Genomic DNA, 19044 nt, shown 5'->3' on the forward strand with positions numbered 1-19044 from the left:
GACCCCGGCGCTTGCCGGAGATTCGCGGCTTGCCGTCTGCCGTGCGCCCTCCTATGCTGCCGGCGCTTGTCCGACAAGAATCAGAACAAGGATATGTCATGAAAAAGCTCTTGGGCCTGCTTGCCCTGCTGATCGCCGCTGCCGCGATCTACCTTGCGCTCACCCCCAGCCCGATCGACCCCCTGGCCTGGACACCGGCGAAAGCGCCAGCCCTGGCCGGCGTGCTGGAACCCAACGACACCCTGATGAAGGCCGAATTACTGGCCAAGGGGCAGCTCCATGGCCCGGAAGACACCGCTGTCGATGCCCGAGGCCAGGTCTACGCCGGCCTGCATAACGGCAACGTCGTACGGATCAAGACCGATGGCAGCCTGGAAACCTTTGCCGACACCCAAGGCCGCCCACTGGGCATGGACTTCGATGCCCAGGGCAACCTGATCGTCGCCGACGCCTACAAAGGCTTGCTCAGCATTGACCCGCAAGGGCAGATCAGTGTGCTCAGCACCCAGGCCGAGGGGCAGCCGTTGCGCTTCACCGACGATCTGGATATCGCCAGCGACGGGCGCATCTACTTCTCCGATGCCTCGAGCAAGTTCGAACAGCCGGACTACCTGCTCGATCTGCTCGAAGGCCGCCCTTATGGTCGCCTGTTGCGCTACGACCCGGCTACCGGCAAGACCGAGGTACTGCTCAAGGACCTGTACTTCGCCAACGGCGTCGCCCTGTCGGCCAAGGAAGACTTCGTGCTGGTCAACGAAACCTACCGCTACCGCATCAGCCGCTACTGGCTGAGCGGCGAGAAGGCCGGCAGCCACGACGTGTTCATCGACAACCTGCCGGGCATGCCCGACAACCTGCAAGGCGACCGCGCCGGCACCTTCTGGGTGGCCCTGCCCGCGCCGCGCAAAGCCGACGCCGACTTCCTGCAGCAAAGCCCCTGGCTGAAAAAGCAGCTCGCCAAGTTGCCACGCAGCATGTGGCCGCAACCCGCCGCTTACGGCCTGGCCATCGCCGTCAACGAGCAGGGTGAAATCATCCGCAGCCTGCACGACACCAGCGGCGTCAACTTGCGCATGGTCACCTCGGTCAAGCCGGTGGGCGGCTACCTGTACTTCGGCAGTTTGAACAATGACCGCATCGGCAAGCTGAAGATCGACTGAGCCCGCGCCCTCTGCCGTCCTCGCCGGAGTGCAAGCACCGGGGGCGGCGTACTACGACTTTCTGCGTTTATGATGGGCCCTGACCTCGACACCACTCAGGAGCCCGTCATGCCCCTCGCGCAACTGCTCGACCCTCAGCAACTGGCCGCTCGCCTGGGCCAACCCGGCGTGCTGATCCTCGACTGCCGATTCGCCCTCGATGATCCGGCCTATGGCCAGCGCAGCTACGCCGAAGGGCATCTCGCCGGCGCGCAGTTCGCCGACCTGGAGCGCGACCTCTCCGGGCCGATCGTCAAAGGCCGCAGCGGCCGCCACCCCTTGCCGGAGCCCACCGAGCTGATCGAGCGCCTGCGTGACTGGGGCCTGGACGCAACCAGCGAGGTGGTGCTGTATGACGACGGCCCCGGCGCCTTTGCCGCTCGCGCCTGGTGGCTGCTGGCCTGGCTCGGCAAGCGTGACGGCGTATTCCTGCTCGACGGTGGCCTGAAGGCCTGGCGCGCCGCCGGCCTGCCCTTGAGCGCCGAACCGGCGAGCGCGCGCCGCGGCAACTTTCACGGCCAGCCCGACGCCAGCCTGCTGGTGGATGCCGAACAGTTGCAGCAGCGCCTTGGCGATCCGCAGCTGACCCTGCTCGATGCCCGCGCCCTGCCGCGCTTTCGCGGCGAAGTGGAACCGATCGACCCGGTCGCCGGGCACATCCCCGGTGCTCGGTGCGCGGCGTTTACCGACAACCTCGACGCCGACGGCCGTTTTCTGCCTGCCAAACAACTGCGCCAGCGCTTCGCCGACCAATTGGCCCAGCGCCCGCCGGCCGGACTGGTGGCCTATTGCGGCTCCGGCGTGACGGCCTGCCACAACCTGTTCGCCCTGAGCCTTGCCGGTTATGGACTGGCGCCACTGTATGCCGGCTCCTGGAGCGAGTGGATCACCGACCCGCAACGGCCCATCGCCACGGGTGAGTGAGGGCAGGCAATCGCATGGCGCACTCGCGCAGCAGTACGCCAGACCAGGCCAGACCTCGGACTCTTCGCTGCGCACCGGCCTGCTTACCGGGCATCGTGCACGCGAACCTGAGGCGCCATGCGCTCGCCTGCTAAGCACCAGGCGGAATATCGGCAATAACCAAAAGCTGGAAACGATTTAAAAACAGCCCTTTACAGCCGAAAGATCGCACTACACTTCAACATGAGCGGCTAACCCCGCTCCCGGTGGGGCCTTTCTAGAACAATGAGTCGAAGCTGCCATGCGCCCTGGCCCTGCCGGACACCTTTCACGAGGTTCCCATGGGCATTGCCGCCAGCGAGTTGAGTCAGCACGTTATCCGCCCTACCCTCCTCTACCTGGGGCGTCATTCGGCCAGTGCCGAAGCCCTCCTGCTCGGTGCCGCCGCCTGCCAGTCGGCACTCGGCTCCGCCCTCGACCACAGCCACGGCCACGGCCTCTACCGCATCGCCGACCTGCGTCATCAACTGCTCTGGGACCAGCATCTGGCCCTTGATCCCGAATTGGCCAGCCAAGTCCGCGGCCTCGCCAGCCAGCATGCGTTCCTGGCTGCGCCGCACCTCGAACTGACGGTGAATCTGCGCTACGCCACGGCCATCGCCTGGTTGCTGGTGGAAGCCGAGCAAAGCCAGTTGCCCGCCGCCGACGACCTGCTCGGCCTGGCCCATGTCTGGCGTCAGGTGTTCCAGCCACAGGGCCGCCTGCGTGACTTCATCGAGGCCTGGCAGCACTGTATCGGCGACGTCAGCCAGGTCGCCTGAGCGGGCCGCACGCCTGAGCAGGCTCGTGCAGGATCGCAGCAGATGCCAGCATTTTGATTCAAATTGTCCGACAAACCGCTCTAACTCGCCGCTTTTACCGACTGGCCAGGTTCGGTGATTCCTGCTAATTTCCGCCCCCCGCCTTACCCCACAGGATTTACCCCCGATGAAACAAGCCTGGTTCAAGACCACCCTCGCCCTGGCCATCGGCGCCGTATCCAGCCACAGCCTGGCTGGCGGCTTTGCCCTCAATGAACAAAGCATCAGCAGCATGGGCACCGCCTATGCCGGACGCTCCTCTTCCGCCGAGGATGCCACCACCGTATTCGGCAATCCGGCCGGCATGTCCCGCCTCAAACGCGAACAAATCAGCGGCGGCCTGGCCCTGCTGAGCGCCAAGACCGATATCGACGATGCCAGCGGCAGCTTCCGTGGCAGCAATGACGGCGACATGGTGCCGTTCATCGGCGTGCCGATGGGTTACTACGTCAAGCCGCTGGACGATAAGTGGACCTTCGGGGTCGGCGTGTATGCGCCGTTCGGCCTGGTGACCGACTATGAAAGCGGCTTCCAGGGCCGTTACTACGGTGACCGCAGTGAAGTGCGGGTGATGACGCTGCAGCCAACCCTCAGCTACCAAGTCAATGATCAGCTCTCGGTCGGCTTCGGCCCGACCATCAACCGTATCGACGGCGAGCTGACGTCCGCCGTGGCTGCTGGCTCCGATGGCCAGGTGAAGATCAAGGGCGACGACGTTGCCCTGGGCTTTAACGCGGGCCTGCTGTTCGAGCTGACAGCGCATACCCGCCTGGGTCTGACCTATCACTCGATGGTCGACTACACCCTCGAAGGTGACACCAGGATTTCCGGTAACACCCTCGCAGCCCTGAACGCCGCCGGCAAGTACGATGCCTCCCTGGACCTGAAAACCCCGGAGTCGGTCGACCTCTCGGTGACCCACGACCTCAATGACAGCTGGACGATCTACGCCGGCAGCACCTGGACGCGCTGGAGCCGCCTGGAAGAAATCACCGTCAACAACCAGGGCCTCAGCGGCCCATTGGCCTCGGCCTTCAGCACCATCAGCGAAGAACAGAAATGGCATGACACCTGGTCCTACGCGGTCGGTGCGGCCTACAAGCTGAACCCGCAATGGGTGCTGCGCGCCGGCCTGGCCTTCGACCAGACCCCCACCAACAATGAGTTCCGCTCGCCGCGCATCCCCACCGACGACCGCACCATCCTCAGCCTCGGCTCCGGCTGGAGCCCCAGCGACAATGTCACCGTCGACCTGGCCTACTCCTACCTGAAAGAAGACGATGCGGACATCGACCTGAGCAGTTCGAGCAAGGGCACCTACAGCTCCACCTACAAGAACTCCGCGCATGGCTTCGGCACACAAGTGACCTACCGCTTCTAAGCGCCTACGCAAGCAACGAAAAGCCCCGCAATTGCGGGGCTTTTCGTTGGCCATATCCCGGCTACCTGTTGCGCCACACTGCTCTTGGCCGGGTCACTCGCCGGCGCTACTCACTGTGTACCTGGAGCCCCGTGTTCGCGAGGATGACGGCGCAAGACAAACCTTTGCGCCAACCTCGTCATCCCCACGAAGGCGGGAACCCAGTGGGCGCATCGAGCGTTAGCCTGAACAGCCAACAACATTTGACTACGACATCGTTTTTCCATTTGCATGGCGCTGCGCTGCGCCGCGCCTGTATCAAGCCTGGGGCGGCTTCTGGTCCTGATTCAAATCCAGCACGGTAGTCGCCGGAGCCGCAAGCGGCTCATTTGCCAACGGCTCTGCCACCGCTGCCGGCGCAGTTGCGTCAGCCTCTTGCGTGACCGGCACCACCTGGGCTTTCTTGCCACGCAGGCGATTGAACAGCCAGATGCCCCCGCCGATCAGGATGAACCAGAACTTCTTCAGCAGCAGCAACGCCCCGGCCAGCAGGCCGACCTTGGCCGCTACCTTGCCGGCGATCAACGCACCCAGGCCATAAGCGGCAACCTTGTCCAGTTCCGGGTTGAAGTCGGCGTAGCGATGGCCATCGTTGAACTCGGTCATGGCCAGGACGCCCGGCAGGTTTTGCTCGATATCGGCCAACTGGTTCATGTCGGCGATGAAGTTCAGCACCAACACCCCCTGACGACCGAGCACGCGGATGTTGTAGTTGAGGGTGTGCTGTTGCGCCTCGCCGAACTTCAACTCCTTGGCCCAGTAAAGCTTCTTGCCGTCGGCATCGTAATGCGGCGCGGCGGCCCAGCCGATCAGCTGGACCTGTTCGTAACCCTGCTCGCTGCGCCACTGGTTGTCGGTGACCGAGTCTTCCTGCATGCCCTTGAGCATTTCCTCGTAATCGATGTCCGCGGCGTCCTCGTCGGAGACGTAGCCGTTTTCTTCGTACTCGATGGTCATCGCCCAGGCCTCGCCGGCCAGCGGGGAAATCCCGGCGGGCAGGATCATGCCCATCGGCAGCGGCTCGCTCGGCGGGTTACCCCAGGCCTCGGTCAATACGCGCTCGGCTTCGGCGCTATCGAGAAAGACGAACTGCTTGGGCAGGTTCAGGGTTGCCAGGTTGTCGCCGATGACGACTTTGCCGGTCTGCGGGTGCAGGCTGTCGAGGAACTGCTTGGCCATCACAGCCGGGTCTTGCTCCTCGAAGCGGCCTTCTTGCGCGACGGATGAAAGCTCGCCCTGCGCCTGTTCGGCAGGCTCTTCAACAGTTTGACTGGCAAACGCATGGGGAATGGCGGCGGCCAACAGGCCAGCCAGGATCAGTTCCTTGATCGACATCGGCAACTCCAGGGCAGAGGGATAGAACAAAAACAAACAGTAACAAATTCGGCGAGCGTTAACCGCCCGAAGTTCACACTGCCGCTGCCCGCAGCAGGCTCTGCAGGCAGCGGCTCGCGTGCTGGCTATCAGGGTTTCGAGGCAATGGCCTGCTGCACAGCGGCCAGCAAGGCTTCGTCATCCGGCTTGGTCAGGCTGGAGAAACTGGCGATCACCTTGCCCTGGCGATCGATCACATACTTGTAGAAGTTCCAACGCGGCGCACTGCTCTGCCGTGCCAGGTCCTTGAACAGCGGGATGGCCTGTTCGCCGGTGACCTGCTGCGGCTCGGTCATGGCAAAGGTCACGCCATAATTGACGTAGCAGACCTTGGCGGTTTCAGCGGAATCGGCGGCTTCCTGCTTGAAGTCATCCGAAGGCACGCCGAGCACTTCCAGGCCCTGCTCCTTGTAGCCTTTGTACAGGGCTTCGAGCCCCTTGAACTGCGGGGCAAAGCCGCAATGGCTGGCGGTATTGACCACCAGCAGCGGTTTGCCGGCAAAGCGTTGGCAGAGATCGATGCTCCCCTTGGCGCGCAATTGTGGCAACTCGCCCTGCAACAAGGGCGGGCACTCGGCAGCCAGCAGCGGGCCGGCCAGCGAGGCAAGGAGCAGAGAGAAGACGAACTTGCGCAAGGTCATGGCCTGGATCCTGAAGGAACAACGGAGGAACAACGCTACTCGCCCTCTCCCGCCGCGGCAATCGATCCCGTGCAACGCTCCGGAATCGGGCCTAGCAGGCGCCCATACCCAGTTGCATCAAGGCCAGGCCGCCGCGCTGCCAGCCCCACCAGATCAACGCCAGCACCAGCAAGCCGCCAGCGAGACCCAGCGACCAGCCCAGGCCGCGCTTCACGCCGCACCCGCCTCTGTCTGCAAGCGCGCCACCGGCCGCTCGCGCACCGGCCAGTTAAGCGCCGCCGCCAGCAGGCTGAGGACAATCGCGATCTGCCAGACCAGGTCATAGCTGCCGGTGCGGTCATACAGGTAACCGCCCAACCAACCGCCGAGGAAAGCACCCAACTGATGGAAGAGGAAGACGATACCGCCGAGCATCGACAGGTTGCGCACGCCGAACAGCGTCGCCACCGTGCCGTTGGTCAGCGGCACGGTGGACAGCCACAGCAGGCCCATCGCGATACCAAAGGCATAGGCGCTCCAGACACTCAATGGCGCCAGCACGAACCAAGCGATCACCACCGCCCGCGCCAGGTACAACGCGGTGAGCAGGCGCGGCTTCGACATCCGCCCGCCGAGCCAACCGGCGATATAGGTGCCGAACACGTTGAACAAACCAACCAAGGCCAACACCGTGGTGCCCACCTGCGCCGGCAGATGCTGGTCGACCAGGTAAGCCGGCAGGTGCACGCCGATGAATACCACCTGAAAACCGCAAACGAAAAACCCCAGTGCCAGCAGCCAGAAACCGGAATGGCCAGCGGCCTCACGCAATGCTTCGCGCAAGGTCTGCTCATGTCCCAGCAGCGGCAGCGGCCGATCCCGCAGCATGCTCACCAGCGGTACGATCAATGCCACCAGCGCACCGAGCGCCAGCAACGCCGCCGACCAACCGAGCCAGCCGATCAACCCCAGGGTGCCGGGCAACATGGCGAACTGGCCAAAAGAACCCGCGGCACTGGCAATACCCATGGCCATGCTGCGCTTCTCGGCCGGCACCGCACGACCGACAACCCCGAGCAGAACTGAAAAGGAGGTGCCCGACAGGCCGATCCCGATCAGCAGGCCGGCACTCAGCGACAGTGACCAGGGCGAGTCTGCCAGGCCCATCAACACCAACCCGGCGGCATACAGAATACCGCCGACCAGCACCACCCGCGCCGCACCGAAACGGTCAGCCAGCGCCCCGGTGAACGGCTGTGCCAGCCCCCAGATCAGGTTCTGCAAGGCAATGGCGAAGGCAAACACCTCGCGCCCCCAGCCGAACTCCGCACTCATGGGCGCGAGGAACAGGCCGAAGCCATGGCGAATGCCAAGCGACAGCGCCAGAATCAGCGCCGCGCCGACCAGAACCCATACACTTGCCCGCCAGCTCGTCGACATTACCCTCTCCAAATACGGGTATATACCCGCGTAGTCTCGCAAAACATCAATCGATGCGCTCCAGATCGTCCAACAGCCGCAGCAGCGCTTCGCGCTTTCCCTCGCCCAGACGCTGGGCCAGGTCCGCCTGGGCCTTCTTCCAGGCCACCAACGCCTGGGCGATACGTTCGCGCCCGGCCGCGCTGAGTTGCACCAGGCGACTACGGTGATCCTCGCCCTCGCCGAGCACAATCAGACCTTCGGCTTGCAACACCTTGAGGTTGCGTCCCAGGGTGCTGCGATCCAGGCCCATGGCCACAGCCAGCACGGAAATGCTCGGCTGGTCCAAGCGCTGCAAATGGCTCAACAGGGAATACTGCGCAACGTTCAAGCCGATATCGCGCAGGGCATCGTCGTAGAGTCTGCTCACGCTGCGAGTGGCGCGGCGCAGCTTGGTACAAAGGCAGTGGGTCATTAGCATGATTACGTGTATATACCCGCACTTTGCCAACAGTCAAGCCGGAACGGGCTGAACGGTCGGCTCGCGCGGCGCCTCAGCCGTGCGCCAGGGCCAGGCTCAGCAGCACCACGCATTCCACCAGTTCGACCATGGCGCCGGCGGTATCGCCGGTGGTGCCGCCCAGCCGGGCGATCATCCGCCGCCGCAACCAAGCCAGCATCAGCAACGCGCAAGACAACGCCAGCAGCCCCGCCCAGCCCAGCAGCAGCATGGTCACGGCATGGGCGCCGAGCACCCAGGGCAGCACCTGCCGCGGCAAATGCTCAGCCAGGGCCTGCCCCAGCCCGCCGACACGCACATAGGGTGTGCTGAGAAACAACAGCGGCAGCAGCGTCCGTGCCAGCCAGGGTGTCAGCAAGAGCGCCACTGCCTGGCCCTGCTCAAGCAACGCGACCAATGCGGCGAACTTGAGCAACAGCAGCAGCACCAGGGTGACCACCGCGACCGGCCCGCTGCGCGGGTCCTTCATGATTATCAGGGTGCGCTCCCGATCACCCAGGCCGCCGAGCCAGGCATCGGCCGTATCGGCCAGGCCATCCAAGTGCAGTGCCCCCGTCAGGATCACCCAGACCGTCAGCAACACGGCCGCCTGCAACAGCAATGGCGCGCCGCCGAGCAAGACGCTCAAGCCCCAGAGCAAGGCGCCCAGCAGCACACCCACGACCGGATACCAGAGCAGCGACTGCCCGAGCTGTTGCGCCGTCGGCATGCCAGCCAGACGGACCGGCAGACAGGTGAGAAATTGCAGGGCGATCAACAGCGGCTGCATCGGCATGACTCAACCCTCGCTCAGCGCGAAGGGCGTGGCGACGTCCAGCGCGAACAACGCGCCATGTCCGACTTCCACTTGCAACAGCTGCTCGCGGGGCAGACCGCGCGCTTGCGCCAACAGCAGGCGCATCACCCCGCCATGGGTCACCAGCAGCAGGCGCTGGCCGGCGTAGCGTACGGCCAGGCGCTCGGTGGCCGCCAGCACGCGCGCGGCGAATTGCAGCAGCGGCTCGCCCTCGGGTGGAGTGAAGGCATAAGGGTCGGCCCAGAACAGGCCCAGCGCGCTGGCTTGGCTGTCCATCAACGCCGCCGCGCTCTGGCCTTCCCAGGCGCCGAAATGCAGCTCGCGCAGATCGTCTTCCAGCAGCAAGGCCACGCCCTGCTGCTGCGCCAGTTCGCCGGCAAAGGTCGCGCAGCGTTGCAACGGCGAGCTGACGATCAGGTTCCAAGGCCCTGCACCCGCGACGGCAGCGCGCATCTGCGCCCAGCCGGTGGGGGTCAGCGCGTCGTCCAGGCTGCCACGAAAGCCACCGCCCAGTTCGGTTTCACCGTGCCGCAACAGATCCAGCCGCAGGCTCATGCCGGGCGATCCGCCACGGCGGCTTCGGCAAAGGTCGCCATGTCGCTGTGCAGGCGGCAGGCCAGCTGCAACAAAGGCACCGCCAACGCCGCTCCACTGCCCTCGCCCAGACGCAGCCCGAGCTGCAGCAACGGCTCGGCCTGCAGGGCTTCCAGCACCGCCTGATGACCGGGCTCGGCGCCACGATGGGCGAACAGCAACCACTGCCGGCAAGCCGGATTGATGCGCACCGCGAGCAAGGCCGCCACGCTGCAGATGAAACCATCCACCAACACCGCCAAGCCTTGCTGGGCGCAGGCCAGGTAGGCACCGACCAACGCGGCGATTTCAAAACCGCCGAGGTGCTGCAACAGCGCCAGCGGGTCATCCAGCTGGGCCTGATGCAGCGCCAGGGCGCGCTCGATTACCGTGGCTTTATGCGCGACGCCAGCCACATCCAGGCCGGTGCCGGGGCCGACCATCAGGCGTGCCGGACAGCCCAGCAAGGCACAGGCCAGGGCGCTGGCCGAACTGGTGTTGCCGATCCCCATCTCGCCGCCGATATACAGCTCGGCTCCCGCTGCGAGGGCACGGCGCACGCTGTCGCGACCGGCTTCCAGAGCGATCAGGGCCTGGGCCTGGGTCATCGCCGGACCCTGGGCAAAATTCTGCGTACCGGCGCCAACCTGCAGATGCCGCACATTCGGCAAGGGCTCCAGCGGCACTGCGGTGCCCAGGTCAATGACCTCCAGGGCGGCATCCAGCTGCCGAGCGAGCACGCTGATAGCCGCGCCGCCGGTCACGAAGTTGCGCAGCATCTGCCCGGTGACCGCTTGCGGATAGGCCGAAACCCCCTCGGCCACCACGCCGTGATCGGCGGCGAAAATCGCGATCCACAGGCTGTCGATGCTCGGCCGCTCGCGCCCCTGCATGCCGGCCAGGTCAATCGCCACCTGCTCCAGCTGGCCGAGCGAACCGGCCGGCTTGGTCAATTGCTGCTGGCGGGCCAGGGCCTTGTTGCTGGCGATGGCATCCAGCGGCTGACAAGGTGCAGACCACCAGGACAGACTCATAACGGCACTCCTTTGAGAATCATGGGCAAACCGGCGACGGTGAAAATCACCCGCTGGCAACGCTCGGCCAAAGCCTGGTGCAGCCAGCCCGCCTCATCGACATAACGGCGGGTCAGCTCACCCAATGGCACTACGCCGAGCCCGGTTTCATTGCTGACCAGGATGATCCGCCCCGGCAGTCGCGCGATAGCGGCCAGCAGCGCCTCGCGCTCGGCCGCCAGCCGCGCCGGCTCGTCCAGCATCAGCAGATTGGTCAACCACAGCGTCAGGCAGTCCACCAGCAGGCAGCGATCCTCGGCGGCGTTTTCCGCCAGCACGCGGGCCAGCGCCAGCGGCTCTTCGATCAACCCCCACTCACGCGGGCGCCGTTCGCGGTGCTGCCGGATACGCGCGCTCATCTCGCCGTCATGGGCCTGCGAGGTGGCGATATAGGTCACCGGCAGGCCGCTCTGCGCCGCCAGGCGCTCGGCCAGACTGCTTTTGCCGGAGCGGGCGCCGCCCAAAATAAGTTCGATCATGCACAAACCTTAGCTAGAGCCCACAGAGTTCGCGCAACCGCGCGCAGTCCAGATGCTGCTCGACCAGATCGGCCAAGCGTTCGAGATCGCGCTCGCGCAGGGCCTGGTAATCGACCGCCTGCACGTCGCGCAAGCCGGCCCAACGCAGCAAGGCGCTGCAAGCCGCCGGCGCTTCGAACAGGCCATGCAGGTAGGTGCCAAGGATCTGCCCATCGGCACTCTGCGCGCCATCGTTGCGGCCATCGGCCAGGCGCACGGCGGCAAACGCCAGCGCCGGCCCGCTGGTGACGCCGGCATGGATTTCATACCCGCTGACCGGCGCCTCTTCCAGGCATAGATGGCCCTGGACATTGCGCAGCTGTTTTTCCGCCGCCAGCACGGTATCGAACTCCAGCAGGCCGAAACCCGAGCTGGAACCCGCCGTACCTTCCAAGCCTAGCGGGTCGTGCAGGTTACGGCCGAGCATCTGCAAACCGCCGCAGATCCCCAGCAGTTTGCCGCCATAGCGCAGGTGCCGTTGCAGCGCGTCTTCCCAGCCGTTGGCGCGCAGAAACGCCAGGTCGGCGCGCACGCTTTTCGAGCCGGGCAGGATGATCAGATCCGCCGGCGGGATCGGCTGGCCCGGCGCCACGAACTGCAGATCGACCTGCGGATGCAGGCGCAACGGGTCGAAGTCGGTGTGATTGCTGATCCGTGGCAGCACCGGTACCACCACTTTCAGCACGCGTTCGGCCTTGCGCGTCTGGCGCCTGTCGATGGCGTCCTCGGCTTCCAGATGCAGATCGCTGAGGTACGGCAGCACGCCGAGCACCGGCTTGCCGGTACGCTGTTCGAGCCAGTCAAGGCCGGGTTGCAACAGGCTCAAGGCACCGCGAAAACGATTGATGACAAAACCCTGGACCCGCGCCTGTTCGCTTTCGGAAAGCAACTCCAGGGTCCCGACCAAGTGCGCGAACACCCCGCCACGGTCGATATCGGCCACCAGAATCACCGGGCAATCCACCGCTTCGGCGAAACCCATGTTGGCGATGTCGCCAGCGCGCAGGTTGATCTCCGCCGGCGAACCGGCGCCCTCCACCATCACCACCCGGTAAGCGCCGCTCAAGCGTCGATGGGATTGCAGCACGGCCTGCATGGCGACGCGCTTGTAGTCGTGGTAGGCCGCCGCTTCCATGCTGCTGATGGCACGGCCGTGGATGATCACCTGGGCACCGGTGTCGCTGTTGGGTTTGAGCAAAACCGGGTTCATATCGGTGTGCGGCGCCAAGCCACAGGCCTGGGCCTGCACCGCCTGGGCGCGGCCGATTTCACCGCCATCGGCGGTCACCGCACTGTTGAGCGCCATGTTCTGTGGCTTGAACGGCACCACCGCCACACCCTGGCGATGCAGCCAGCGGCACAACGCGGCGACCAGGGTGCTTTTGCCGGCATCCGAGGTCGTGCCCTGGACCATTAACGTACTCATGCACACTCCAGCCGATAGGCCTGCAACGCCTGCTCCAGGCGGGCCCAGTCGGCTTCATCCGCCGGCAGGCCGAAACGCAGGCTGCTGCTTGCCACAAACAACCTGACCAGAATGCCGCGGCGGGCGAGAAACTCATGCACGGCCTGCGCCTCGCTGCTCGGCAACCACTGGAACAGCGCACAGCCACCAGCCGGCGGCAAACCATGGCGCCCGAGCACTTGAGCCAGGCGCTGACTGGCCTGGGCCGAGCGCCGGCGCTGCAGGGCATGTCCCTCGCCATCACGCAGGCAGGCCGCGCCGAGCACCCGGGTCGGGCCGTTGATGGTCCAGGGCCCGAGCTGTTCGGCCAGCGCCTGCAACAGGCTGTTTGCCGCCAGCACAAAGCCCAAGCGGGCACCGGCCAGGCCGAAGAACTTGCCGAACGAGCGCAGCACGATCAGCCCTTCGCGGCCACTGGTGGCGGCCAGGCTGTGTTCCGGCGTGTTGTCCATGAAAGCCTCATCGACCACCAGCCAACCACCCCGCCGCACCAGCCGCGCATGCCAATCGAGCAGTTGTGTGCGCTCAATGCGCCGCCCGGTGGGGTTGTTCGGGTTGACCAGCACCAGCACGTCGAGATCGTCGAGGCAGGCATCCAGCTGATCCTCGTCGAATTCACGGACGCTGTGCCCGGCCTTGCGCCAGGCCTCGGCATGTTCGGCGTAACAGGGCGACAGCACGCCAACCCGGCCACTGCGGCGCAAGCGCGGCAACAGTTGGATCGCAGCCTGCGAACCGGCCACCGGCAACAGCTGCTCGGCACCGTAATAGGCGCTGGCGGCGGCCTCCAGACCATCTTCGGTTTCCGGCAGGCGGGCCCAGGCACGCCGGGGAATCTCCGGTAGCGGCCAGGGCCAGGGCGCGATACCGGTGGACAGGTCCAGCCAGTCGGCCGCGGCGATCCCGTATTGCCGCGCCGCCAGTTGCAAACGCCCGCCGTGCTCAAGCATGCCGCCGTACTCAGACATACAGTCGGCCTCCGACCAGCAAGATCAGCAGCCAGAGCAGCACACCACGGCGCACCAGGCTGACCGCGCGCTCGATAGACTGCGCATCGGCCGCCGGCCCTTCACCGAGGCGCGGGCGCTGGTGCAACTCACCGTGGTACACCGCCGGCCCGCCAAGGGCGACACCCAGCGCACCCGCACCGGCCGCCATCACCGGGCCGGCATTGGGGCTGTCCCAGGTCGGTGCCTGGGTACGCCAGCAGCGCAATGCCAGCCGGGTTTTGCCGAGCAACGCATAGGTCAGTGCAACCAGTCGTGCAGGAATGTAATTGAGGACGTCATCGATCCGCGCCGCGGCCCAGCCGAAGCGTTCGAAACGCGCATTGCGATACCCCCACATGGCATCCAGGGTATTGCTCAGGCGGTACAGCACCACGCCCGGCGCACCCAGCAGCACAAACCAGAAGAGTGCGGCGTAGACCGCATCGCTGCCGTTCTCCAGCACCGACTCGGTGGCGGCGCGGGCAACGGCCTCGTGATCCAGCTCAGCGGTCTGCCGGCTGACCATGTAACCGACACGCTTGCGCGCCTGCGGCAGATCATCCTCGCGCAGCGCCCGGGCCACCGGCTCGGCATGCTCGGCCAGGCTCTTCAAGCCGATGGCCGCATACAGCGCCAGCACCTCGACCAGCCAGCCGACATAGGGCAGCAGGCTCAACAGATAAGCCACCAGCGTCAGCGGCAACACCGCCAACACCCAGGCCGTGACGCCATGGCTGCGCCAACCGCGACCGATACCCTGATGCGGCGCATCGGCTTCGCCCGACGGCAGCGTGAAGGGCCGGTTGAAGCGCCGTTCAAGCGCATCGGCCAGACGCCCGAATGCCACCAGCGGGTGCCCGCGTTTGGGTTCGCCCAACAGCGCATCCAGCGCCACCCCGGCCACGCTCAACAGGGCGATGCTCATGCCCGTTCATCCCAGAGATTGTCGAACACCAGCTCGGCCAGCGGCCGGGGCGTGGCCCAGCCTTCCTGCTGCAACATCGGCACGGGGTAGAACTCCGGCACCGGGCCCAGGCACAGCACCGCCACTGGCTTGGCCCCGACCGGCAGGTGCAGCAGCGTGGCCAGGGCCTCGGGGTCGAACAACGACACCCAGCCCAACCCCAGGCCTTCGGCGCGGGCGGCGAGCCAGAGGTTCTGGATCGCGCAGGCGACCGAAGCCAGGTCCATTTCCGGCAGGGTGCGGCGGCCGAACACATGGGCCTCGCGGCCGTCCATCAGCGCCATCACCAGCAACTCGGCGCAATCGCGCACGCCCTCGACCTTGAGCCGCATGAATTCATCCGAACGCTGTTGCAAGGCCTCGGCAGTGCGCACCCGTTCCTCTTCCACCAGGCCATGAATGGCCTCACGCAAGCCTGGCCGGGTGATGCGGATAAACCGCCAGGGCTGCATCAAGCCAACGCTCGGGGCCTGATGCGCCGCCTCCAGCAAGCGTGCCAGCAGCTCGGGCGCGACCTCACCGCCACTGAAGTGGCGCATGTCCCGACGCTCGGCAATAGCGCGGTAGACCGCCGCGCGCTCGGCGTCGCTGAAAGCGTGCTGGCTCATGCGATCGACTCGCTCATGGTAAGAACAAGGCCGCCGCCGCCCGGGGATTGGACGGCAGGTAGAGGTGGATATAAGAAGCGGTGAGCCGGCCGATCCGGTAAACCGCCTCGGCCGTGCGCTTGTAAGTCGGGCAGACGCCACGGGCCAGCGGCTCCAGCGCGCAGGCCAATTCAGAATAGTGGTAGGTGTGGCCGCGCAGGCGCCCTTCCGGCAATTCGACTTCCTGCAACGCCAGCGCCTTCAGGCGTTTGTGCATCAGCGCCGTACCGGGCAGCAGGCCGAGCAGTTCGCCGCACTCGCCATCTTTATCGGTCAATGCCTCGAGCAGATAGAGCATGCCGCCGCACTCGGCGTGGATCGGTTTGCCAGCGGCGTGATGGGCATGAATCGCCGCGCGCATCGGCTGGTTCGCCGCCAGCTGCCGCAGGTGCAACTCGGGGTAGCCACCGGGCAGATAGAGGCTGTCGACCACGGGCAGCGCAGCATCCTGCAAGGGCGAAAACGGGACCAACTCGGCCCCCAGCTCGCTCAGCAGGTCGAGGTTAGCCTGGTAGATGAAAGCGAAGGAGGTATCGCGCGCGACGCCGATACGCACACCGGCCAACAGCGGCTCGGTGCTCCGCAACTCATGCACCTGCGGCGCGGCAAAGCACACCGGCGCTGGCAAGCCAACGTCGGCACTCGCGGCCAAGGCATCGGCGGCGGCATCCAGGCGGGCGTCCAGGTCGGCCAGCTCTTCGGCCTGCACCAGGCCCAGGTGGCGGCTCGGCAGTTCGATCGCAGCGCTGCGCGGCAAGGCGCCGTACCAGCGAATGTGCGTCGGCAGGCAATCGCGCAAAATTTCGCCATGGCGGCTGCTGCCGGTGCGGTTGGCGAGCACCCCGGAGAATGGCAGATCGGCCTGGAAGGTGGCCATGCCATGGGCCATGGCGCCGAAGGTCTGGGCCATGCCGGAGCCGTCGATCAGCGCCAGCACCGGCACACCGAAATGCCGCGCCAAATCGGCGGCAGACGGCGTGCCATCGAACAGACCCATGACCCCTTCGATCAGGATCAGGTCGGCCTCGCCGGCGGCCTCCCAGAGCAGGCGACGGCTTTCCACCTCGCCGACCATCCACAGGTCGAGCTGATAGACCGGCGCGGCGCTGGCGCGGGCGAGGATCATCGGGTCGAGAAAGTCCGGCCCGCACTTGAACACCCGCACCCGCTTGCCCTGGCGCGTATGCAGCCGCGCCAGGGCGGCGGTGACGGTGGTCTTGCCCTGGCCGGAAGCCGGGGCGGCGATCAACAGTGCCGGGCATTGGCGTGCCGAATTCATACGGGGAACCTGTGCAAGGGTGAGTTCATTGGCTATGTCCCTGTATGACTTCGGGCCGGACTGCAGCTCTTTGTAGGAGCGGGCCATGCCCGCAATGGGCCGTTTCGCGGGCATGGCCCGCTCCTACAACAGCTAACTCATTTACTTGAACGCAGACGAAAAACCTCAAAACTCCACCCCTTTCTGCGCCTTCACCCCGGACTTGAACGCATGCTTGAGCAGGCCCATTTCGGTCACGGTATCCGCCGCCTCGATCAAACCGGGCGGCGCACCGCGACCGGTGGCGACCACGTGCTGCAACAGCGGGCGCCCGCCGATATCGGCCAGCACCGTATCCAGTGGCAGGTAGCCGTGCTTGAGCGCGATATTCAGCTCATCCAGCACCACCAGGCCAATCTCCGGGTCATTCAGCAATTGCTTGGCAACCGCCCAGGCAGCCACCGCCTTGTCGATATCGCGCTGACGATCCTGGGTGTCCCAGGTGTAGCCCTCGCCCATCACGTGGTAGCTGACCTCTTCGGGGAAACGACGGAAAAAACGCTCTTCGCCGGTGCTGGCCGCGCCTTTGATGAACTGCACCACGCCGACCTTCATCCCATGGCCCAAGGCCCGGGCCACCATGCCGAAAGCCGAGCTGCTCTTGCCTTTGCCGTTGCCGGTATGCACCAGCAACAGGCCGTATTCGTCCTGGGCCTGGGCGATCTTTTCGTCGACCAGGGCCTTCTTGCGCTCCATGCGAGCCTTGTGGCGGGCGTCTCTTTCTGCTGACTCGCTCATCGTTTCACCTCAGAACCTTGCTGCACGTTGAAGGCTGCCAAAACACCGCTGGAAGCGCGAAAGAGACTGTAGAAGCACGGTGACGAGAAAGAATAGCGCCCACCGCACGGTGGGAGAATGCTCGCCAGCGCCGAACGAATCGACGACACCGGGACCAGCAAAGGCATATTCATCAAGACAGGATCTGCGCCACTCACGCCCACACGACTCAGGCAGGGTAAGGCACACGGAGAACGACAGACGCGCCGGCCACAATGCAGCGGCCCACACGCCAGACAACGCCCTCCGCGATGCCGTGGACTGCGACAGGCCGGTCTCCGGGCTTGCGAGCGGAACACCTGAAGAACCGGTGTTCTGGAAACCGCACCTTCCCGTGCCAGGCACAGTGGTTAAAAAGCGGTTTCTTGGCTCGCCTACCGTTGCGGGGGCAGCGCCGGAATGGTTTGGCCAGGCTGTTGATTGAATAAACAGCGACAAACGCACCGGCTTCCCTGTTTCACCCCTTAGCGGGGCACCTGAAGCAAGGCTGGCAGGGTAGAGGCTTGGCACTGGAGCGTCAAATCCCAAGGCCGATTGCTGGCTGGGTGCGGCAACAGGCTCAACGTTTGGGCATAAAGCCCGCAGGCTTGCTCCCCAGCCAGTGCGCAAACGCACGGATGCTGGCGTTCTCCAGCAACGCTTCACGGCTGTTGTAGGCCAGCGCCAGTTCCTTCTCGCTGAAGGTGGCGTGAATATGGTTGTGACAGGCGCGGCAGACCCAAAGCGTGGCGGTGATGCGCTCGGTCTTGGCGAAGCGTTTCTGCACATAGGTTTTACCGTGCAGAGCCTTGGGAATCAGATGATGGCGGGTAAGCGGCAACACCCGGGCGCAAAGTTCACAGGCTTCGGCTTGGGGCGGCAGGCGGATGGGTTCAGGCATGTGGCTGCATGTCGTTCTTGCGCCCTGGCGGTGCTCAGCGTTTACGGCAAAGGGTCAAACCATCGCCAATCGGCAACAGTGACAGGTCCAGGCGCTGGTCGCTTTTCAGCCGGCGGTTGAGGGACTGGATGGCGCGGGTGTCAGCGCTGTCGGGCGCCTGTTCCAGCACACGCCCGCTCCACAGGGTGTTGTCGAACAGGATCAGGCCGCCAGGCCGGGTCAGCACCAGGGCATGCTCCAGGTAAACCGGGTAGTTGGCCTTGTCGGCGTCGATAAAGATCAGGTCGAAGCTTTCACTCTGCCCTTCTCGCTCCAGCAGGCCAAGGGTTTCCAGCGCTGGCACCAATCGCAGGTCGATGCGCTCGTCCACGCCGGCCTGCTGCCAGTAACGGCGGGCGATGGCGTTGTAGTCGCCGGGCAGGTCGCAGCAGATCAGTTGGCCGTCTTCGGCCATGGCGGCGGCCATGCAGAGGGCGCTGTAGCCGGTGAAAGTGCCGATTTCCAACAAGCGCCGGGCACCCGTGAGCTTGACCAGCAGCGCCATGAACTGGCCTTGCTCCGGGGCGATTTGCCAGCGCGCCATGGGCAAGGCCTGGGTTTCCTCGCGCAGGCGCTGGAGCAGTGGCGTTTCACGCAAGGAAACATCCAGCAGGTAGCCGTACAGCGCATCGTCGAGGTTAAGGGTACGGCCAGTCATGCAGCACTCCTAAGTGAATGGGCGCATACCGC

General features: G+C 65.3%; 21 protein-coding genes and 1 riboswitch. Of the genes, 4 read left to right on the top strand and 17 right to left on the bottom strand.

What is annotated here, in order from left to right; translation table 11 throughout:
• The first annotated feature begins 98 nt into the window (after positions 1-98).
• The 4 genes from AC3IYG_RS15965 to AC3IYG_RS15980 all read left to right on the top strand — a co-directional run bounded on the left by AC3IYG_RS15965 (position 99) and on the right by AC3IYG_RS15980 (position 4343).
• Positions 99-1160 (top strand): SMP-30/gluconolactonase/LRE family protein, encoded by a 1062-nt coding sequence (locus AC3IYG_RS15965; RefSeq protein WP_489309999.1) that lies wholly within the window; start codon positions 99-101, stop codon positions 1158-1160.
• Positions 1161-1268: 108 nt separating this feature from the next.
• Positions 1269-2123 carry a sulfurtransferase gene (locus tag AC3IYG_RS15970; protein ID WP_489310001.1) on the top strand — a complete coding sequence of 285 codons (855 nt, stop codon included), beginning with the start codon at positions 1269-1271 and terminating at the stop codon, positions 2121-2123.
• Positions 2124-2443: 320 nt separating this feature from the next.
• Complete coding sequence (locus AC3IYG_RS15975; RefSeq protein WP_489310003.1) at positions 2444-2923, top strand: hypothetical protein; 480 nt, start codon at positions 2444-2446, stop codon at positions 2921-2923.
• 166 nt (positions 2924-3089) lie between these two features.
• Positions 3090-4343, top strand: a complete 1254-nt coding sequence (locus AC3IYG_RS15980; RefSeq protein WP_489310005.1) for an OmpP1/FadL family transporter — start codon at positions 3090-3092, stop codon at positions 4341-4343.
• 297 nt (positions 4344-4640) lie between these two features.
• Here the strand turns inward: AC3IYG_RS15980 and AC3IYG_RS15985 are convergent, their stop codons facing one another.
• The 17 genes from AC3IYG_RS15985 to AC3IYG_RS16065 all read right to left on the bottom strand — a co-directional run bounded on the left by AC3IYG_RS15985 (position 4641) and on the right by AC3IYG_RS16065 (position 19012).
• On the bottom strand, positions 4641-5717 hold the full coding sequence (locus AC3IYG_RS15985; RefSeq protein WP_489310007.1) for a DUF2167 domain-containing protein: 1077 nt from the start codon (positions 5715-5717) through the stop codon (positions 4641-4643).
• A 128-nt stretch (positions 5718-5845) separates the two neighbouring features.
• A complete protein-coding gene (locus AC3IYG_RS15990) occupies positions 5846-6397 on the bottom strand; it encodes a glutathione peroxidase (protein ID WP_489310009.1) in 552 nt (183 codons plus the stop codon).
• 91 nt (positions 6398-6488) lie between these two features.
• Positions 6489-6611 (bottom strand): hypothetical protein, encoded by a 123-nt coding sequence (locus tag AC3IYG_RS15995; protein ID WP_489310011.1) that lies wholly within the window; start codon positions 6609-6611, stop codon positions 6489-6491.
• Positions 6608-7816: an MFS transporter gene (locus AC3IYG_RS16000; RefSeq protein WP_489310013.1), complete on the bottom strand. Its 1209-nt coding sequence runs from the start codon at positions 7814-7816 to the stop codon at positions 6608-6610. Before AC3IYG_RS16000 ends, AC3IYG_RS15995 begins: the two co-directional genes overlap by 4 nt.
• A gap of 46 nt (positions 7817-7862) precedes the next feature.
• Positions 7863-8276 carry a MarR family winged helix-turn-helix transcriptional regulator gene (locus AC3IYG_RS16005; RefSeq protein ID WP_489310015.1) on the bottom strand — a complete coding sequence of 138 codons (414 nt, stop codon included), beginning with the start codon at positions 8274-8276 and terminating at the stop codon, positions 7863-7865.
• A gap of 73 nt (positions 8277-8349) precedes the next feature.
• On the bottom strand, positions 8350-9084 hold the full coding sequence (locus tag AC3IYG_RS16010; protein ID WP_489313932.1) for an adenosylcobinamide-GDP ribazoletransferase: 735 nt from the start codon (positions 9082-9084) through the stop codon (positions 8350-8352).
• Between the two features lie 9 nt (positions 9085-9093).
• On the bottom strand, positions 9094-9666 hold the full coding sequence (locus AC3IYG_RS16015) for a histidine phosphatase family protein (protein WP_489310017.1): 573 nt from the start codon (positions 9664-9666) through the stop codon (positions 9094-9096).
• Positions 9663-10718, bottom strand: a complete 1056-nt coding sequence (gene cobT, locus AC3IYG_RS16020) for a nicotinate-nucleotide--dimethylbenzimidazole phosphoribosyltransferase (protein ID WP_489310019.1) — start codon at positions 10716-10718, stop codon at positions 9663-9665. The genes AC3IYG_RS16015 and cobT overlap by 4 nt, the downstream gene beginning before the upstream one ends.
• Positions 10715-11236 carry a bifunctional adenosylcobinamide kinase/adenosylcobinamide-phosphate guanylyltransferase gene (gene cobU / locus AC3IYG_RS16025; protein ID WP_489310021.1) on the bottom strand — a complete coding sequence of 174 codons (522 nt, stop codon included), beginning with the start codon at positions 11234-11236 and terminating at the stop codon, positions 10715-10717. The genes cobT and cobU overlap by 4 nt, the downstream gene beginning before the upstream one ends.
• Before the next feature lie 13 nt (positions 11237-11249).
• Complete coding sequence (locus tag AC3IYG_RS16030; protein ID WP_489310023.1) at positions 11250-12701, bottom strand: cobyric acid synthase; 1452 nt, start codon at positions 12699-12701, stop codon at positions 11250-11252.
• A complete protein-coding gene (gene cobD, locus AC3IYG_RS16035; protein WP_489313933.1) occupies positions 12698-13690 on the bottom strand; it encodes a threonine-phosphate decarboxylase CobD in 993 nt (330 codons plus the stop codon). The genes AC3IYG_RS16030 and cobD overlap by 4 nt, the downstream gene beginning before the upstream one ends.
• A gap of 10 nt (positions 13691-13700) precedes the next feature.
• Positions 13701-14654, bottom strand: coding sequence for an adenosylcobinamide-phosphate synthase CbiB (gene cbiB / locus AC3IYG_RS16040; RefSeq protein WP_489310025.1), 954 nt, complete (start codon positions 14652-14654; stop codon positions 13701-13703).
• Positions 14651-15301: a 5,6-dimethylbenzimidazole synthase gene (bluB, locus tag AC3IYG_RS16045; protein WP_489310027.1), complete on the bottom strand. Its 651-nt coding sequence runs from the start codon at positions 15299-15301 to the stop codon at positions 14651-14653. The genes cbiB and bluB overlap by 4 nt, the downstream gene beginning before the upstream one ends.
• Positions 15302-15314: 13 nt before the next feature.
• On the bottom strand, positions 15315-16619 hold the full coding sequence (locus AC3IYG_RS16050) for a cobyrinic acid a,c-diamide synthase CobB (RefSeq protein WP_489310029.1): 1305 nt from the start codon (positions 16617-16619) through the stop codon (positions 15315-15317).
• Between the two features lie 165 nt (positions 16620-16784).
• Complete coding sequence (gene cobO / locus AC3IYG_RS16055; protein ID WP_489310031.1) at positions 16785-17396, bottom strand: cob(I)yrinic acid a,c-diamide adenosyltransferase; 612 nt, start codon at positions 17394-17396, stop codon at positions 16785-16787.
• Positions 17397-17687: 291 nt separating this feature from the next.
• Positions 17688-17930, bottom strand: a riboswitch (cobalamin riboswitch).
• A gap of 64 nt (positions 17931-17994) precedes the next feature.
• The gene (locus AC3IYG_RS16060; protein ID WP_489310033.1) at positions 17995-18315 is read right to left on the bottom strand and encodes a hypothetical protein; all 321 of its coding nucleotides are present in this window, start codon (positions 18313-18315) and stop codon (positions 17995-17997) included.
• Positions 18316-18349: 34 nt separating this feature from the next.
• Complete coding sequence (locus tag AC3IYG_RS16065; RefSeq protein WP_489310035.1) at positions 18350-19012, bottom strand: O-methyltransferase; 663 nt, start codon at positions 19010-19012, stop codon at positions 18350-18352.
• Positions 19013-19044: the final 32 nt, after the last annotated feature.

The organism is Pseudomonas sp. KH_027, assembly GCF_057838565.1.

Excerpts from the sequence above, each read along its gene's own strand:
- cbiB (WP_489310025.1), bottom strand. The coding sequence starts at position 14,654 with ATGAGCATCGCCCTGTTGAGCGTGGCCGGGGTGGCGCTGGATGCGCTG.
- AC3IYG_RS15985 (WP_489310007.1), bottom strand. The coding sequence starts at position 5,717 with ATGTCGATCAAGGAACTGATCCTGGCTGGCCTGTTGGCCGCCGCCATT.
- bluB (WP_489310027.1), bottom strand. The coding sequence starts at position 15,301 with ATGAGCCAGCACGCTTTCAGCGACGCCGAGCGCGCGGCGGTCTACCGC.
- AC3IYG_RS16065 (WP_489310035.1), bottom strand. The coding sequence starts at position 19,012 with ATGACTGGCCGTACCCTTAACCTCGACGATGCGCTGTACGGCTACCTG.
- cobT (WP_489310019.1), bottom strand. The coding sequence starts at position 10,718 with ATGAGTCTGTCCTGGTGGTCTGCACCTTGTCAGCCGCTGGATGCCATC.
- AC3IYG_RS15970 (WP_489310001.1), top strand. The coding sequence starts at position 1,269 with ATGCCCCTCGCGCAACTGCTCGACCCTCAGCAACTGGCCGCTCGCCTG.
- AC3IYG_RS15965 (WP_489309999.1), top strand. The coding sequence starts at position 99 with ATGAAAAAGCTCTTGGGCCTGCTTGCCCTGCTGATCGCCGCTGCCGCG.
- AC3IYG_RS16060 (WP_489310033.1), bottom strand. The coding sequence starts at position 18,315 with ATGCCTGAACCCATCCGCCTGCCGCCCCAAGCCGAAGCCTGTGAACTT.
- AC3IYG_RS16005 (WP_489310015.1), bottom strand. The coding sequence starts at position 8,276 with ATGCTAATGACCCACTGCCTTTGTACCAAGCTGCGCCGCGCCACTCGC.
- AC3IYG_RS16010 (WP_489313932.1), bottom strand. The coding sequence starts at position 9,084 with ATGCAGCCGCTGTTGATCGCCCTGCAATTTCTCACCTGTCTGCCGGTC.
- AC3IYG_RS16015 (WP_489310017.1), bottom strand. The coding sequence starts at position 9,666 with ATGAGCCTGCGGCTGGATCTGTTGCGGCACGGTGAAACCGAACTGGGC.
- cobO (WP_489310031.1), bottom strand. The coding sequence starts at position 17,396 with ATGAGCGAGTCAGCAGAAAGAGACGCCCGCCACAAGGCTCGCATGGAG.
- cobD (WP_489313933.1), bottom strand. The coding sequence starts at position 13,690 with ATGCTTGAGCACGGCGGGCGTTTGCAACTGGCGGCGCGGCAATACGGG.
- AC3IYG_RS15975 (WP_489310003.1), top strand. The coding sequence starts at position 2,444 with ATGGGCATTGCCGCCAGCGAGTTGAGTCAGCACGTTATCCGCCCTACC.
- AC3IYG_RS16000 (WP_489310013.1), bottom strand. The coding sequence starts at position 7,816 with ATGTCGACGAGCTGGCGGGCAAGTGTATGGGTTCTGGTCGGCGCGGCG.
- AC3IYG_RS15990 (WP_489310009.1), bottom strand. The coding sequence starts at position 6,397 with ATGACCTTGCGCAAGTTCGTCTTCTCTCTGCTCCTTGCCTCGCTGGCC.
- cobU (WP_489310021.1), bottom strand. The coding sequence starts at position 11,236 with ATGATCGAACTTATTTTGGGCGGCGCCCGCTCCGGCAAAAGCAGTCTG.
- AC3IYG_RS16030 (WP_489310023.1), bottom strand. The coding sequence starts at position 12,701 with ATGAGTACGTTAATGGTCCAGGGCACGACCTCGGATGCCGGCAAAAGC.
- AC3IYG_RS16050 (WP_489310029.1), bottom strand. The coding sequence starts at position 16,619 with ATGAATTCGGCACGCCAATGCCCGGCACTGTTGATCGCCGCCCCGGCT.
- AC3IYG_RS15980 (WP_489310005.1), top strand. The coding sequence starts at position 3,090 with ATGAAACAAGCCTGGTTCAAGACCACCCTCGCCCTGGCCATCGGCGCC.